Genomic DNA, 15,197 nt, shown 5'->3' on the forward strand with positions numbered 1-15,197 from the left:
GAGTTGTGGCACCACCTGAATCCATTCCGAACTCAGAAGTGAAACGCAATATCGCCGATGGTAGTGTGGGGTCTCCCCATGTGAGAGTAGGTCATTTCCAGGCGCCAAATAACGAGAAAGCCCGTTGCTAATGCAACGGGCTTTTTTCGTTTTTGTCTGGACTCTTTATTACGAGAATTGACCGAACGAACATGGGGAAATAAAAAGCCCGAACGCAGTGAGGTTCAGTACCCATGTGGAGGTCGATAAATGTTCCAGACAATATCGACACTTCCGTCATCCTTGGCGGTCGTAGGGTGAAGCCCTTGTGCTTATCAAACGAAGTTTGATGCATGGGGTGAACGCGGAGAGCTTGTGACCTACAGGATGTAGGGAATGCCATTTATGCAGGAAGCATATAAATGGCCTCGAAGCTGGCCATTTCCAGGCTTTAAATTAAGTGAAGAAGCCACCTTATTAAGGTGGCTTTTTTGCGTTTGGGCGCTTGTAAAATACAGATTGGTATTATTACAGCAGAGCTACTCTATACAGCTAACCTTGTCTTCACTATCCACTGTTAGCTCAAGTACTTTCATATATTGGTCGTGAGTCACTGAACCACAACGGCCATTTATGTACTCGCCTGACGATAAGCGTATTCGGTAGGCATATTCTCCTTCGGCCTGATCTGTGCTGTGATGAATGCGGGCTGTTTTGCTTGGCGCGATATTATCAAATACGAGGTTATTGCTGGGGAGTGAAATTTCTACTCGGGTGAGGATCTGCCCTGATTGGTTGACTACTTTTACGCTTGGCATAACAAACAAGTACACGTTGTAAGCGATAAATATGCAAATAGCAGAAGCGAACAGAAATAATAGGCAATTGCGCATTTATACTCCTTATAAATTAGCAAAGCTGGGGCGATATACACTTATATTGATTGGTGTAGATAGCTAAGTATAGAAAATAACTCCGTTATTTCATTTTATTTTTAAGAGTGGCTTTAGCAGGCTTGCAAGGAGCGCTTCTTGGGTCCTATAGAAAAATAGCTTATTAGCCACGAGTTATAGTGATATCGCTGATATAACCTTGTTCACTGGCTTGTAGCGCTTGTTTTAGCATTGTGGCTGCTTCAGTTGCACTCATAAAGCTTTCTGTATTTGCTTGTTTACCACTGGCTGGCCAAAACCCGGTGTCCATACCGCCTGGGTAAACTGCTATTAGCTTCATTGGACTCGCTTTTAATTCTAATCGTACCGATTCGATTAAACCTTTTACTGCCCATTTTGCTGCACAGTAGGTTGACTCTTCGGCTTTAGCTGCAAGTGCCGCTGTAGACATCACAATGACGACAGTAACCGCTTGGTCTTTATAGCGTTTAACCGCTTCGCGAAGCATTAAAACCGCAGAGGTAATATTGTTGTCTAGCAGTTGCTTGATTTGCGCTACTGATTGAGTCTCGATTGGACCAAAGTAGCCGCTGCCTGCGCAGTGGATGATCATACTAGGCGTGCTTGATAAGGCGTCAAATAGATGCGTAACCGATTGCTCGTCGCTTAAGTCGCAAACATAGGAATTAGTCTGAGGTTTAATAGATTCGGCAACTTGTGCTAAACGTTCTGCATTACGGCCAGTAATCGCAATATCATCTTGCTCGGCATAAAGTTGAGCTAAAGAAGCTCCTAAACCACTGCTAGCGCCGGTAATTAATATCATTGCTTTAGAGTCCTTTATTGAAGCTTGTTTAGCCGAATATTTAGCTTACGAGCTAATCACTAGTTTTATGGTGTTGGTTATTATTCGATTTCAATTAGCGGTTGCTCAAAATCAATCGCTTGGCCGTCATCAACTAGAATGGCACTAATTACACCGTCTTTATCTGCTGCAATACGGTTACTCATTGTCATAGCTTCAATGATACAAACGATATCGCCAGCCTTCACTGTTTGACCTACATGGCAAAGTGGGGCTTGGCTTTGCTTATCAATTAAATAAACAGTACCGACCATAGGCGAAATTAGCTGGTGTGGCTCATCATCGTTATAGCTACTTTCAGAATCACTATTATTAGGTTTGATTTGTTGGTTAGGTATTGCAGGGGCGACGCTACTTGCGGGGGCAAGGTAAGTCTGGTTATTAGCTTGTATCGGCACCGGGCTATGGCGACAAATACGTACTGACTCTTCACCTTCTTTTATCTCAAGCTCTGCAATATCAGACTCTTGTACTAGCTCGATGAGTTTTTTGATTTTACGAATATCCATACGAGACTAGACCTTAATGTTTATCTGAAGTGCGTAAGCGTGCAACTGCGGCTTGTAAGGCAAACTGGTAACCTTGGGCACCTAAACCACAAATAACGCCGATAGCTTTGTCTGAGAAGTAGGAATGATGCCTAAAAGGCTCACGGCTATGTACATTAGATAAATGCACCTCGATAAATGGAATGGCAACACCTAAAATGGCATCACGCAACGCAACGCTGGTATGCGTAAAAGCGGCAGGATTGATAATAATCATATCTGCATCAGTGTTATGGATTGCTTCAATTAACAAGTGCTCGGCGTTTGACTGGATATGCTCTAACTGAACATTGGCCTGCGCAGCACTTTGAGTGAGATCCTGTACGATTTTATCAAGCGTATCATGGCCGTAATGTCCGGGTTCACGGCGCCCAAGTAAATTTAAATTAGGACCATTAACTAATAAGATTTTTGCTTGGTTGCTCATGGAAATTCCCTTGCAATACATAAATGTGGCGGAAAAGAATAGCTTTACCTTTACCACTGATTTCAACAAAAAAATGCTGGTTTGTCGATTATTGTTCTGTGAAAGCTAAAAAATGTAACTTTGCTGCTTTAGTTGCTAATAACTGGCTTTGTTTTGCCTTAGGGCTTTAGTCGCGCCTTTTTGCTTTTTAGCATCAACTCGGCGACGTTGGCTGCCTTTAGTCGGCTTAGTTGCAATCCGTTTTTTCTGCACGCTATTAACACTGGCGACTAAAGCAATAAATTGTTCAAGCGCGGTTTGGCGGTTAAAGTCTTGGCTGCGGCTTTGTTGGCACTTAATAATGATTTTGCCGCTTTTGGTAATGCGATGGTCAGCTTTGGCAAGTAAGCGTTGCTGATAAAACTCAGGCAGTGAAGAGTTGCTAATATCAAAAATAAGCTGGGCAGCAGTAGACACTTTATTGAGATGTTGCCCGCCTGCACCACTTGAGCGAATGAATTGCCATTCTAGTTCACTGTCTTGAATCGAGACTGAATTTGATATTTTGATAAGTGCCAAAGCAGTACGCCTATTATTGATGGTTTACCTTACGCGTAACTAGGCGTAGGCTCTTAAATTTCCTTTGCTCAATATTAACAGACTTTTAGTCGAAATAAGGCAATGCTTAACTTTTCCTTAGCGGCGGGTTTGCTATTATCAAGCAATGTTCCAATCACTTTTGATAATTACGGAGCCGAAGTATGCTGTGTAAGATCCCTGATATTACTGAGGGTGTGATCAGTTTATTTGCCAGTGGGCGCTTATCTACCGAAGATTATGGCCAGATAATGCAGCCGCTTATTGAAAGCTACCGCGACTCAAGCGGTAAGATTTGTATTTACGTAGAAGCTGACGTGTTGCTTGAAGGCTGGCAGCAACAATCGTTAGCCGGTAGTGGCGAAGTACAATTACCTAATTTTGATGCCTTAGTGCTGGTTGGCGGGCCTGATTGGTTCGGTAATGCAGTGAGGTTGATGGGGCCATTTATGCAAGGAGAAGTTGCATGGTATCCATTAGAGCAAAAAGAGTTGGCTATAGAATGGATAGCTGCGCGAACTTAATGCAGATCTTGTTATAATCGCCCTAAGCAGATTTTATTTTAGTCATCATTTTAGAAGGATTTACCCATGTCGTTATCTAAGCTGTCTGGTTTGTCATTAGTTTGTGCATTAGTTTTTGGCTTAAGCGCTTGTGCTCCAGAAGTAGGCAGTGAAGCTTGGTGCAAGCAAATGAAAGAAAAACCATCAGGTGATTGGACGGCTAATGAAGCCACTGACTACGCTAAACATTGCGTATTTAAGTAAATATTAATTACTTAATTAGTTAAAAAAGAAAGTGAGAGCAAGTTCACTAACAACTCGATAATATCTTGTTTGCAGTGAACTTTCGTTTATTATGCCGGTCAGAATTGTTACCGCTAGCTAATGCAGTAGCATAGCCAATAATACAATAGGTCAACTTTGCGTCTATTTACTCCTCAATCTCTATACAAAATGGCAGCTGCGCTGATTGCCGTTGTTGTTCTGCAATTTGTAGGCGGCAACCTTGGCATGCACCAGTTACATTTAGGAGAGCATGAAGAGGAAAGTGCCGCTCATCCGCATATTCAATTTACCGCTGATGTGATTACTCTTGCTGAGTGTGTTGATTGTGCTTGTGCATTTGACTCCCCTGAGCAAGCTGCTGAGCTAGAAGTCGCTCATAGCCATACGGTAAGTAAAACTGAATCTAAGAACTTTGACCTTTGTTTAGATTGTCCGTGCCATGGTGGTCATGTCACTGCTATGTCTCACGTAGCAATCGTTCCATCTGTCCCAGTTGGTGATGTGCTTAATAGCATTGATGGACAATATTTACCTCCTGAACAGCTTCCTAATTACCGCCCTCCAATCGTTTAATCCTTTGATATTGAAGTACCACTAAGTCTTAATCATTACTGCTAACTCAGCTGTGATATTAACGCTTTTATTCATGCTCATATTGGCGCCGTTACTCGCCCGGATATTGGCATAAAAGTCATACTTCAATGTCGTTAAATCTCTATCAAATACGGTGTGTTTTTTGCGGTTAACTTACTGATCTCGAGTGTTACTGAATCAGGTTGACTGACTAAATCTACACCAAGCTAATATTGATTTAGGCCCTTGTATTCAAGCCTTTTAACTTCTGGCTAGCGCTATTGCTAGGCCAGATTAATCATGTGCTTATTACTGGGTAACAGGATTTTTGATGAAAAAAACGATAATCGCGACTCTGCTGCTAAGCATCTTAGGCGGTGCGACTGGTATAGCTACTGCAGCAACGACTGCAAATGGCGCAATGACCTCGCCATTAATGGCAAGCGCAGTAGTTCAGATACAGCAAAACGAGCAAAATGCTCAGTTTAGCCAATGGCTGCCACAAGTGATGGCACGCTTTAATAGTTTACCTGAAGTGCAAGCTCATGCCGCGCAGGCTGAACAAGCTAAGCTCAGTATCGCTGCCGCTGATAAAGCGGTTTATAACCCTGAGCTAGGTTTGGGCTATCAAAATGCGACAGAAGATACCTATAGCATTGATATTAGCCAAACCATTGATTGGGCTAACAAACGCGGCGCCGCCACTCGAATAGCCCAGCTTGAAAGTGAGATCTTATTTTCGAGTATCATACTTGAGCGTAATCAAATGTTGGCTGAGCGCCTACAGGCGTTAGCGAATCAAAGTCAGGCACGCAAGGCACTTGAATTTCAACAGCAACAGTTCAAATTAGCTAAGGCGCAGCTCGATATAGCCCGCCAACGCACTGAAGTGGGTGATCTATCAAGTGTTGAACTGCAGCTGATGCAGCTTGATGTGGCCAGTAATGCTGCTGATTACGCGCTAGCCGAGCAAGAGTCTATCAACGCCGACGGTGCCGTTTTAGCCCTGTTTGGTGAGCATGAACTGCCGTTTGCTGATTTCGTTAATAGCTTAACTCAGCAAGCCAATAATCTTGATGTATCACCACAATTGCCTGCACTCAAAAGTGCTTACCAGCAAGTGTTAGTGGCTAAGGTGACTGCAGAACAAGCCAAAGCAGATTCAAGTGCAGACCCGAGTATTAGCTTAAGCGCAGAGCGTGAAGGCGATGAAAACAAGGTTGGGCTTGGCTTATCTATTCCACTGCAAATCCGCAACAACTATAGCGAAGCGATTGCCGTTGCCAATCAAGGCATCATCATCGCTGAGCAAACATATCTGGCTCAAGAACGATCCTTACTGCAGCAACAAGCGCAGTTTTCATTGAGCTTTCCAAGGCTTGCTGCACGTTATCAAGATTGGAGTGAACTTGTTCTGACCTCTGGTGCTCAGGCAGCAAAGTCATTGTCACAACAATGGCAGTCTGGCGACATCAACACCAGTGATTATCTGCAAAGCCAAAGACAAATGAGTGGCAGCTATTTAGCCGGCTTGGGGCTTGAATCAGCCCTTTATACGAGCTGGCTCAGTTGGATGGGCGATAGCGGGCAATTAGAAGATTACTTGAATCGCCAATTACCAAGTCAAGGTGCTGTTGCATCGGCTCCGGTGCAGAATTAATAAGGGCTTTGAAAATGAAAACAAAAACTAATCTAGTCACACAAAAAGCGATGTGTACCGATATGAATAGCGCAGTGAAATTGAATACCTCTAACTTTAACGTTTTCGGCTTAAACGCCATCACCCGAGCTATGAGTTTTGGCTTATTAATCTCTTTGTCTACAGCATTGGTGTTGCCTGCGATTGCGACCGCCGGTGACGAGCATGATCACGCTGCGGAAACGGCAGTGGTTAAGGTAGTTAAAGAGGCTGATGATGGCCACGGCCATGGCGCGGAAGAAGCTGAAGACACCCACGGCATTGTATTAACCTCGGAGCAAAAAAACTTAGCGGGCATTAAAGTTGCGCAGTTAAGTGAGCAAACCTTTAGCTTAGAGGCCGTGGCAACCGCTACGTTAGTGGTGGATAGAGACAGAACCGTAACTATTGCTCCACAGGTTGATGTGCGTGTTTTAAAAAGAAGCGTGGTACCTGGCCAGGAGGTGAGTAAAGGCGACGTGTTACTTACACTTGGCGGTGTTGCGGTTGCTCAAGCCCAAGCTGATTACATTAACGCAGCTGCAGAGTGGAGCCGAGTTAAGCGCATGAGCTCTAGCGCTGTGAGTGCTAGTCGCCGCTTACAAGCCCAGGTAGATGCAGAGCTTAAACGTGCCACCTTAGAAGCGATGAAGATGACTCCTGCGCAAATTACGGCACTGGCAGATGCGCCTGAAACCATTGGTAGTTATCAACTGATTGCGCCAATAAGCGGCCGTGTGCAGCAAGACATCGCCATGCTAGGGCAAATAATTCCTGCAGGAACAGCGTTAATGCAGTTAACCGATGAGTCGCATTTATGGGTTGAGGCTGAGCTAACACCAGTACAGGCTGAAAAGGTCAGTATTGGCAGTAAAACTGTAGTTAAGGTGGGTGATAAGAGCTTAGAGGGCACGATTATTGGTCGTTCGCATGAGCTAGATAGCGTGACTCGCACCGAGCAAATTTTAGTGGCATTTGAAAATGCAGGTCATGTATTACATGCGGGACAATTTGCTGAATTGTATCTTCCTGATGCATCTGAAGGTGGGGTGATTTTGCCGGATAGCGCGTTAACTCGCAGCAGTGATGGTCATTGGCAGGTGTTTGTTGAAAGTGTTGAGGGTTTTACTGCGCTAGAGATTGAAGTTGTTGAACGTCAGCGCGGTATGAACCTAGTGCGCGGTTTGGCTAAAGATGCTCAAGTCGTGATCTCTGGGGCGTTCATTCTAGCTTCTGAGCAAGCGAAATCTGGCTTCGATATTCACAATCACTAAGAGACTCTCATTATGCTACAGAAACTAATCGACGTTGCGGTGCGCAACCGTCTGATAGTGGTACTTGCGCTGCTGGGGCTGATTGTTGCCAGCATTGCTATGCTACCTAAACTGAATCTAGATGCCTTTCCTGACGTGACTAACGTGCAGGTGACGGTAAATACCGCTGCTGAAGGCTTGGCGGCTGAAGAAGTTGAGAAACTGATCAGTTACCCCGTTGAATCGGCAATGTATGCCTTACCTGCGGTAACTGAGGTGCGTTCATTATCGCGTACAGGTTTGTCTATCGTAACTGTGGTATTTGCCGAAGGTACCGATATCTATTTCGCTCGTCAGCAAGTGTTTGAGCAGTTGCAAGCGGCACGAGAGATGATCCCTGATGGGGTTGGCGTGCCCGAAATTGGCCCGAATACCTCGGGTCTTGGGCAAATCTACCAGTACATTCTTCGCGCAACGCCTGAATCAGGGATTGATGCCTCTGAGCTACGTAGTATTAATGACTACATGGTGAAGCTCATTATGATGCCAGTGGGCGGCGTGACTGAAGTGCTGTCTTTTGGTGGTGAAGTTCGTCAATACCAAGTGCAAATCGAGCCTAATAAACTACTCAGTTACGGCTTATCAATGGCGCAAGTGACCAGTGCCTTAGAAAGTAATAACCGCAATGCTGGCGGCTGGTTTATGGATCAAGGTCAAGAGCAATTAGTGGTTCGTGGTTATGGTTTATTACCCTCGGGTGATGCAGGCCTTAAAGCGATTGCACAAATTCCATTAACCGAAGTTGCTGGCACGCCAGTACGTATTGGCGATATTGCTAAAGTGGATTACGGCAGTGAAATTCGTGTTGGCGCGGTAACTATGACCCGCCGTGATGATGCTGGGAGCGCGCAAGATCTTGGTGAAGTGGTTGCTGGCGTGGTGCTTAAACGCATGGGTGCCAACACTAAAGAAACCATTGATGACATTAGCGCACGTACTGCCATGATTGAGCAGGCTTTGCCTGATGGTGTGTCGTTTGAGGTGTTTTACGACCAATCAGATTTGGTAAATCAAGCCGTAAGCACTGTGCGCGATGCGCTATTAATGGCGTTTATGTTTATCGTAGTGATTCTGGCATTGTTCCTTGTCAACATTCGCGCAACCTTACTAGTGCTGTTGTCAATTCCGGTATCTATCGGTTTGGCACTATTGGTGATGTCATACTTTGGTATGTCGGCCAACTTAATGTCACTTGGTGGCCTTGCCGTTGCCATTGGTATGCTGGTTGATGGCTCGGTGGTGATGGTGGAAAACATCTTTAAGCACTTAACTCAATCGACTAAGCGTGAACAAGATGATTCGGCACCAAGCTCAGGTATTGTTGGCCAAGTGATGTTGGCAGCAAAAGAAGTATGTAGCCCAATCTTCTTCGCGACAGCAATTATTATCGTAGTGTTTGCGCCATTATTTGCCCTTGAAGGCGTTGAAGGTAAGTTATTCCAGCCAATGGCTGTGAGTATCATTTTGGCTATGCTTTCTGCGTTGTTAGTGGCGTTAATCGCTGTGCCTGCTTTAGCGGTTTATCTGTTTAATCGCGGTGTGGTGTTACGTGAAAGTGCAGCGCTTAAACCGATTGAAGCGCTATATCGTAAATTGCTGAGCGCTACGATGGCGCATCCAAAGGTACTGTTGAGTGCCTCTGTGCTGATGTTTGCCCTAAGCATGATGTTGTTACCTAGGCTTGGTACTGAGTTTGTGCCTGAGCTTGAAGAGGGCACGATTAACTTACGCGTGACCTTAGCGCCAACAGCAAGCCTGCGTACATCGCTTGATGTGGCGCCAAAGCTTGAAGCACTGCTACTTGAGTTCCCTGAGGTTAACTATGCGCTGAGCCGTATTGGTGCTGCGGAATTAGGTGGCGACCCAGAGCCTGTAAACAATATCGAAATCTACATCGGCTTAAAGCCAGTTGATGAGTGGCAAAGTGCCAGTAATCGTTTTGAGCTGCAGCGTAAAATGGAGCAAAAGCTGAATGTTTACCCTGGCTTATTGTTTACCTTCTCGCAACCGATTGCGACTCGCGTAGATGAGCTGTTGTCAGGTGTAAAAGCCCAATTAGCGATTAAGATCTTTGGTCCTGATCTGGATGTATTGTCTGAGCGTGGTCAGGTGTTAACTGATTTAGTGGCGCAAATTCCGGGTGCGGTGGATGTGTCGTTAGAGCAAGTGAGCGGTGAAGCGCAGTTAGTGGTGCGTCCGAAGCGCGATCAACTGGCACGTTATGGTATTAGTGTTGATGAAGTGATGGCGCTGGTCAGTCAAGGTATTGGTGGCGGCAGTGCTGGTCAAGTGATTGATGGTAATGCGCGTTACGATATTTATGTGCGCTTAGCTGAAAAGTACCGTAGCTCACCTGATGCGATTGAAGATCTATTGCTAATCGGTGTTAGTGGTGCCAATGTACGTTTAGGTGAGGTTGCAGATGTTGCTATTGAAATGGCTCCGCCGAATATTCGCCGTGATGACGTGCAGCGCCGAGTGGTGGTACAAGCTAACGTGGCTGATCGGGATATGGGCTCTGTGGTAAATGACATTTATGCCATTGTACCTAAGGCTGAGTTACCTCCAGGCTACACCGTCGTGGTTGGTGGTCAATATGAAAACCAGCAACGCGCCCAGCAAAAGTTGATGTTGGTTGTGCCAATCTCTATCGCGCTAATTGCGTTGTTACTGTACTTTTCGTTTGGCTCAATCAAGCAAGTTGGTTTGATTATGGCTAACGTACCTTTAGCCTTGATTGGTGGTGTGGTTGCGTTATTTGTTAGCGGCACTTACTTATCTGTGCCTAGTTCAATTGGCTTTATTACCTTATTTGGTGTCGCTGTACTTAACGGTGTAGTGCTGGTGGATTCAATCAATCAGCGCCGTAAAATTGTGACGAATGAAACTGACTCTTCACTTTATGAGGCGGTTTATGAAGGAACAGTAGGCCGTTTAAGACCTGTATTGATGACGGCGTTAACATCGGCATTGGGCTTAATTCCTATCTTATTGTCTTCCGGTGTAGGTAGTGAAATTCAGCAGCCTTTAGCAGTGGTTATTATCGGTGGTTTGTTTAGCTCAACAGCGCTGACATTGTTAGTGTTGCCAACCATGTACCGTTGGATTTACCAAGGGCGTAACTAAAGTCTAAGCGGCTACAGTTCAATTATGTTGTGGCCGCTGTATTTGAATATGACTCCATCTGGACGGTGGAGAAAATCTGAGAAAGTCAGTGATGCATTAGTCTGCCATCATATATTCTTGGTTTTTTAGCTACGGTTTACCAACCGATTTTATGCACATTATCTGCTGTGGATGAGTTCTTTCTCAAGGTTATGCCTAACCTACACAAGTAAATAGTGCTCCTAGAAGTTTGGTATATTTAGTACGCGGAGCAGGACTGCTCCGCATTTTTTGTCTATCAGTTTATTTGCTTGTTTCCCTTCCAACTTAGCTTCGCTGCTTTTATAAAAAGTTACTCACCATTGTGTTAGCGACGGCTTAGCAAACTTTTACTAAATTGGCTATTTGAGCTGGCTTCACTACACTCAGTGCAGGGCAATTATGGATGGTTGCTATCAGTGCAAGGGAGGTGCAATGTGCTATTTAAGTTACGCTGGAGCTTAGCCGCGATTCTAGTGTTGGCATTTAGCTTTTATCTGTATGTCACAGTGAGTCAGGTTGATGCCAGTTTACCCTCTGTAGCCAAGTCGGTTGCAGTTTTAGACTCCGAGACTCTCTCAAGCGATCCCTTTTCTGTTTCTGCCATTCCTGTAACCGTAATTACTCCTGAACAAAAACCAAGGCTTAAGCTGGGTATGCGGCTATTTTTAGACCCTAGATTATCGTCAAACGGTAAAGTTAGTTGTGAGTCATGCCATCATATTGCGGACAATGGCGCGGAGCTTATTGCCGTATCGACTGGAGTTAATGGCCAAGGCAACCGTAATTCTCCGACCGTATTTAATGTAGCATTTAATACCCGTTTCTTTTGGGACGGCAGAGCGAACAGCTTACATGAACAAATAGATGGGCCTATTCACAATCCGCTAGAAATGGATAGTAACTGGCAAGCTATCCGCAACCGTTTAGCAGAGATCCCCAGCTATAACACAGCCTTCAATCAAGTGTATGCCGATGGTATTACTGAAACCACAATTAAGCATGCCATCGTAAGTTTTATGATGCAGCTTAATACTCCCGGTTCTGCATTTGATAACTACCTCAATGGAGATGAGAAAGCATTGTCAGTAACAGCACTAAATGGCTGGCATAAATTTCGCTCTCTAGGCTGTATTTATTGCCACCAAGGGCAAAATATTGGCGGCAATTTATTTCAAAAGTTTGGCAATGTACATGCGGTAGCAACAGAAAGTGAAGACCTAGGTCGATTCTCAATTACTCAGCAAAGTAACGACAAGCATGTGTTTAGGGTGCCGAGCTTACGTAATGTTGCCGATACTCCACCGTACTTTCATGACGGTAGAGCTGCTAGCTTAGAAGAGGCTGTAATTGTGATGGCAAGAGTACAACTTGGAAAAGAACTCGAACCTGCAACCTTGATTGAGCTGGTGGCTTTTTTAAATTCACTTTCAGCGCCAGTGCCAAGTGTTATTAAGGAGCTCAATTAATGAAAGCCCTAAGCTATCAGCAAAAGAGTTATGCTTTAGTCATTATGGCTGCGCTAGTGCTATTAGTGCTGGCAACCTTATTTGCCAAATTGAGTTTGGTACAGCAGTATCAATACGCCTATACCGAGCTTAGCCATCAAGTGCTGTTTATTCGAGATCAAGTTTATAAAGTTAAGGTTAGCGATAATCACAGCTACGACAAAATCACTCAATCCTTAGTGAATGTTGAGCGCAAAGTTCAGCAGTTGCAGCAGGGTTTACAACCATTGTCCTCTGCAAAAATCGGTAACTCAATTATTATTGATGAAGGTATGCGAGAGCATGCACAGCAATATTCATCAACTGTTGAGCAGCTCATTGCCAATTTAGAAACCTTACTACGCCTGAAGATCTCCCAAGAATACTCGGTTCATACAGTTAGCCTATTGCAGCAAGATTTACTTAATAGCTTCACAGATGCTGAAAGCAAAATGCATATTTTTGCTTTGGCAGCGGCTAATCCGCAAATGAATACCTTAGAAAACCCACTTTTTAATACCAGTCAATATCAGAGTCTAGCTGTCCATATTGAACTATTGGCAAAGTTAGATGAGCAAATAAAGTTAAAAAGTCAGCAGGTATTCAATACTAATGTGAGTGACAGCATGGCTGAGCAGGCAAGATTTTGGTTGGTGCTAGTTGATGATATCAAATTCTATCTGCTATTTATGAGTATTTGCCTACTTGGAATATACGCTATTAACTACCGCATTCAGCTTCGTGAGCAAGCTCGAAAGGAAAGCGAAATACTGCACGACTTATCCAAAGTCGAACAAGAAAAGGCGCAACTGTCGTTAGTGGCTGAGCACGCTCAAGATGCAATTATTATTACTGATAGTAGCGGCCGTATTACTTGGGTTAACAAAGGTTTTGTCACCTTATCAGGCTATAAACCAGAAGAAATTAAAGGTAAAAAACCGGGTAAAATATTGCAGGGTAAAAACACTTCGAAACAAGAAGTTGATAGGATCCGTCAAGGCATAAAGCAGCAACAATCGATTAAGTCTGAGCTAATTAATTATCACAAAGATGGCAGTGAATACTGGATTGATATTGCCATAAATCCAATTATTAACCCTAAGGGGCAAGTCACTCATTTTATTGCAGTTGAAAGGGATTCTACCGCACGCAAAAAGATGGAGGATCAGTTAGCACAAGCGGTAATCAAAGCCGATGTATCTAATAAAGCTAAGTCGACCTTTTTAGCGACTATGAGCCATGAATTACGTACACCTTTAAACGGCATTTTAGGAATGGCACAGATTATTGAGCCCAATTTAGAAAATCCAGAACACCGGCAGCAGATCCAGATCCTCTTAGAGTCCGGTAACCACCTTACATCGTTACTAAATGATATTTTGGATTTTTCCAAGGTCGAAGAAGGCAAGCTATGCCTTGAAAATGAGTTATTCCAGCTTAAAACGGTTATTGAACCCATTATCAGTACCTATGAGCCGATTTGTGCCGAGAAAGATATAGGTTTTGAAGTCAAAAATAGCATTAATGAGGCGCAATCATTTAAAGGTGATAAAGCTAGAGTTAGGCAGATTATTTATAACCTATTGAGCAACTCCGTAAAATTTACCGAAAGTGGTCGAGTGACTTTATCATTTAAACAAGCGGTAAATGAAGCTGGCACTTCAGGGGTTGCCATGTGTATTCAAGATAGTGGTATAGGTATTAGACAAGAACGTTTAGACAGTATTTTTGACCCCTTTATTCAGGCTGAGTCTTCGACTACTCGCCAATATGGCGGCACAGGATTAGGTCTATCCATTGTTAAACAACTGGTAGAGTTGATGGGAGGAGTGATAACCGTTTCGAGCAAAGTAGGCTTAGGAACTCGATTTGATATTTTTATCGCGTTAGAGCGAGCACAAACACCAGTGAATACTCCAAGTGAAACCAGCCAAGTTAAACAGACTTTGCCCGAGAATATTCGCATACTTATTGCTGAAGATAACAAGGTTAATGCGCTGGTTGCTAAGACTTTTTGCCAAAGATTGGGACACAGTGTTGAAATTGCCTATAACGGACTTGAAGCCATTAATATCCTCAAAACTAAACCATTTGATTTGGTTATTATGGATAACCATATGCCAGAGATGGATGGTATTGAAGCGACAGAATACATACGTAAAACATTACACTTATCGGTGCCGGTTTTTGCTTGTACTGCGGATGTATTTAAAGAAGCGCACGATAATATGATTCATGCAGGAGCTAATCATGTATTAACTAAGCCACTGCAAGAGCAAAGTTTTAGAGATGCATTGGCGCAGTTCACCCACTTAATTGGTAAAGAGCAACAATTGACGGCTAGTGACAATAAAGTCGTCGCTTTATCGCGTCATCAACCTCAAGAGCTTAATACTACAGAGGCAGATATTGATTATCGCCAGTTGCGTGCAGTGCTTGCTGATCCAGAAACGTTTAGCCAGCATATAGCCGAATTTAACGAGTTTGCAGAAGGCTCTATAACTCAGTTAATCGCGGCTTACGATGATGATAATGCAGCAGATATTTGTCAGTTAGCGAGTATTATTCGTGATAAGGCTGCAGCGTTCTTTTCTGCGCGGATCTATACGTTAGCATTGGAGATTACTGAAACTTTAGCTGGCGTAGAATCCGTACTTGAAAGTCAGCTTAAGTTAGAGCGTCTGCAACAATTGATTAATTTGCTAGAAGTTAATATCCACCAAAATCAAAGGCTAGAACAAGGGCAAAACATCGAGCCTAAAAACGATGATATAAGCGATGTTAGTTAAAAGGTAGTGATTGCATCTGTTTAAATAAGTCGCTAGCAAGTGCTAATAACTTTATATCAAACGCTCGCTTTAAAATTATGGCTCAGCAATCAAAATTTAAGCAGGAAAAACTGGGCTCAAACTAACTCAACACCTAA

Annotated in this window: 13 protein-coding genes and 1 rRNA gene; 9 read left to right on the top strand and 5 right to left on the bottom strand. The window is 43.8% G+C overall.

From position 1 onward, the window contains the following. Nucleotides 1-103 (top strand): 5S ribosomal RNA (gene rrf / locus L2740_RS15145); the annotation flags it as partial. A 415-nt stretch (nt 104-518) separates the two neighbouring features. Here the strand turns inward: rrf and L2740_RS15150 are convergent. From L2740_RS15150 to arfB, 5 genes are all read right to left on the bottom strand, one after another. Next, nucleotides 519-872, bottom strand: coding sequence for a hypothetical protein (locus L2740_RS15150; protein ID WP_248950961.1), 354 nt, complete (start codon nt 870-872; stop codon nt 519-521). A 163-nt stretch (nt 873-1,035) separates the two neighbouring features. Further along, on the bottom strand, nt 1,036-1,698 hold the full coding sequence (locus L2740_RS15155; protein WP_248950962.1) for an SDR family NAD(P)-dependent oxidoreductase: 663 nt from the start codon (nt 1,696-1,698) through the stop codon (nt 1,036-1,038). A gap of 80 nt (nt 1,699-1,778) precedes the next feature. Next, nucleotides 1,779-2,246: an acetyl-CoA carboxylase biotin carboxyl carrier protein gene (accB, locus tag L2740_RS15160; RefSeq protein WP_248950963.1), complete on the bottom strand. Its 468-nt coding sequence runs from the start codon at nt 2,244-2,246 to the stop codon at nt 1,779-1,781. 13 nt (nt 2,247-2,259) lie between these two features. Then, the gene (gene aroQ, locus L2740_RS15165) at nt 2,260-2,712 is read right to left on the bottom strand and encodes a type II 3-dehydroquinate dehydratase (protein WP_248950964.1); all 453 of its coding nucleotides are present in this window, start codon (nt 2,710-2,712) and stop codon (nt 2,260-2,262) included. Between the two features lie 135 nt (nt 2,713-2,847). Then, nucleotides 2,848-3,270 carry an alternative ribosome rescue aminoacyl-tRNA hydrolase ArfB gene (gene arfB, locus L2740_RS15170; RefSeq protein ID WP_248950965.1) on the bottom strand — a complete coding sequence of 141 codons (423 nt, stop codon included), beginning with the start codon at nt 3,268-3,270 and terminating at the stop codon, nt 2,848-2,850. Nucleotides 3,271-3,452: 182 nt separating this feature from the next. Here arfB and L2740_RS15175 point away from each other — a divergent pair, with 182 nt between their 5' ends. The 8 genes from L2740_RS15175 to L2740_RS15210 all read left to right on the top strand — a co-directional run bounded on the left by L2740_RS15175 (nt 3,453) and on the right by L2740_RS15210 (nt 15,060). Continuing rightward, nucleotides 3,453-3,812, top strand: a complete 360-nt coding sequence (locus tag L2740_RS15175) for a SpoIIAA family protein (RefSeq protein WP_248950966.1) — start codon at nt 3,453-3,455, stop codon at nt 3,810-3,812. Between the two features lie 66 nt (nt 3,813-3,878). Next, the gene (locus tag L2740_RS15180) at nt 3,879-4,055 is read left to right on the top strand and encodes a DUF3012 domain-containing protein (RefSeq protein WP_248470220.1); all 177 of its coding nucleotides are present in this window, start codon (nt 3,879-3,881) and stop codon (nt 4,053-4,055) included. Nucleotides 4,056-4,244: 189 nt separating this feature from the next. After that, on the top strand, nt 4,245-4,649 hold the full coding sequence (locus L2740_RS15185; protein ID WP_420833537.1) for a hypothetical protein: 405 nt from the start codon (nt 4,245-4,247) through the stop codon (nt 4,647-4,649). A gap of 331 nt (nt 4,650-4,980) precedes the next feature. Then, the gene (locus L2740_RS15190) at nt 4,981-6,309 is read left to right on the top strand and encodes a TolC family protein (protein ID WP_248950968.1); all 1,329 of its coding nucleotides are present in this window, start codon (nt 4,981-4,983) and stop codon (nt 6,307-6,309) included. 62 nt (nt 6,310-6,371) lie between these two features. Next, the gene (locus tag L2740_RS15195; protein WP_248951077.1) at nt 6,372-7,601 is read left to right on the top strand and encodes an efflux RND transporter periplasmic adaptor subunit; all 1,230 of its coding nucleotides are present in this window, start codon (nt 6,372-6,374) and stop codon (nt 7,599-7,601) included. 12 nt (nt 7,602-7,613) lie between these two features. Continuing rightward, nucleotides 7,614-10,766: an efflux RND transporter permease subunit gene (locus tag L2740_RS15200; RefSeq protein ID WP_248950969.1), complete on the top strand. Its 3,153-nt coding sequence runs from the start codon at nt 7,614-7,616 to the stop codon at nt 10,764-10,766. 455 nt (nt 10,767-11,221) lie between these two features. Then, on the top strand, nt 11,222-12,253 hold the full coding sequence (locus L2740_RS15205; protein ID WP_248950970.1) for a cytochrome-c peroxidase: 1,032 nt from the start codon (nt 11,222-11,224) through the stop codon (nt 12,251-12,253). After that, the gene (locus tag L2740_RS15210) at nt 12,253-15,060 is read left to right on the top strand and encodes a PAS domain-containing hybrid sensor histidine kinase/response regulator (RefSeq protein ID WP_248950971.1); all 2,808 of its coding nucleotides are present in this window, start codon (nt 12,253-12,255) and stop codon (nt 15,058-15,060) included. Before L2740_RS15205 ends, L2740_RS15210 begins: the two co-directional genes overlap by 1 nt. Nucleotides 15,061-15,197 lie beyond the last annotated feature (137 nt).

This window comes from Shewanella pneumatophori, from assembly GCF_023283895.1.
In the GTDB taxonomy this organism is placed as follows: Bacteria; Pseudomonadota; Gammaproteobacteria; order Enterobacterales; family Shewanellaceae; genus Shewanella; species Shewanella pneumatophori.

Coding starts and splice junctions, on each gene's coding strand:
- L2740_RS15175 (WP_248950966.1), top strand. CDS start 3,453: ATGCTGTGTAAGATCCCTGATATTACTGAGGGTGTGATCAGTTTATTT.
- L2740_RS15180 (WP_248470220.1), top strand. CDS start 3,879: ATGTCGTTATCTAAGCTGTCTGGTTTGTCATTAGTTTGTGCATTAGTT.
- L2740_RS15185 (WP_420833537.1), top strand. CDS start 4,245: ATGGCAGCTGCGCTGATTGCCGTTGTTGTTCTGCAATTTGTAGGCGGC.
- L2740_RS15150 (WP_248950961.1), bottom strand. CDS start 872: ATGCGCAATTGCCTATTATTTCTGTTCGCTTCTGCTATTTGCATATTT.
- L2740_RS15200 (WP_248950969.1), top strand. CDS start 7,614: ATGCTACAGAAACTAATCGACGTTGCGGTGCGCAACCGTCTGATAGTG.
- accB (WP_248950963.1), bottom strand. CDS start 2,246: ATGGATATTCGTAAAATCAAAAAACTCATCGAGCTAGTACAAGAGTCT.
- L2740_RS15190 (WP_248950968.1), top strand. CDS start 4,981: ATGAAAAAAACGATAATCGCGACTCTGCTGCTAAGCATCTTAGGCGGT.
- L2740_RS15155 (WP_248950962.1), bottom strand. CDS start 1,698: ATGATATTAATTACCGGCGCTAGCAGTGGTTTAGGAGCTTCTTTAGCT.
- aroQ (WP_248950964.1), bottom strand. CDS start 2,712: ATGAGCAACCAAGCAAAAATCTTATTAGTTAATGGTCCTAATTTAAAT.
- L2740_RS15210 (WP_248950971.1), top strand. CDS start 12,253: ATGAAAGCCCTAAGCTATCAGCAAAAGAGTTATGCTTTAGTCATTATG.
- L2740_RS15195 (WP_248951077.1), top strand. CDS start 6,372: ATGAATAGCGCAGTGAAATTGAATACCTCTAACTTTAACGTTTTCGGC.